The organism is Shewanella sp. Iso12, from assembly GCF_012030025.1.
GTDB classification, from domain to species: Bacteria; Pseudomonadota; Gammaproteobacteria; order Enterobacterales; family Shewanellaceae; genus Shewanella; species Shewanella algae.
This window is the reverse complement of sequence record NZ_JAAUHW010000051.1, coordinates 1-386: the sequence shown is the minus strand read 5'-3', so window position 1 is coordinate 386 and position 386 is coordinate 1. Positions and strand designations below refer to the sequence as shown.

Annotated in this window: 1 pseudogene; it reads left to right on the top strand. The window is 53.6% G+C overall.

Going from position 1 to position 386, the window contains the following annotated elements:
- A pseudogene (locus tag HCX89_RS22690) lies at positions 1 to 386 on the top strand (IS110 family transposase); the annotation flags it as partial.

Sequence of the window (386 nt, the reverse complement as noted above, 5' to 3'; positions counted from 1 at the left end):
GGCGATTTGCACTCTATTTATGTTCCGGATGAGCGGGATGAAGCTATCCGCGACCTTATCCGCTGCCGGGAAGATGCCATGCTCGATTTGCGCCAGGCACGGCAACGGCTGAAATCCTTTCTGCTGCGTCATGGTCATCCCTGCACAGGTCGGCAAAACTGGACCGAGGCCTATCGACGCCACCTGGCTGATATCAACTTTCCACAAAGTGCGACTAAAATCACCTTTCAGCATTACATTCATATCGTTACCGAGCGCTATGAGCGCTTGCAACGGCTGGAATTGGAACTGCAAAGCCTGGCCGAAAGCTGGCGTTGGTACCCACTGGTGCAACGTCTGACGGTACTGCGTGGAGTACGTTTCTTATCCGCTATGACCCTATTGGC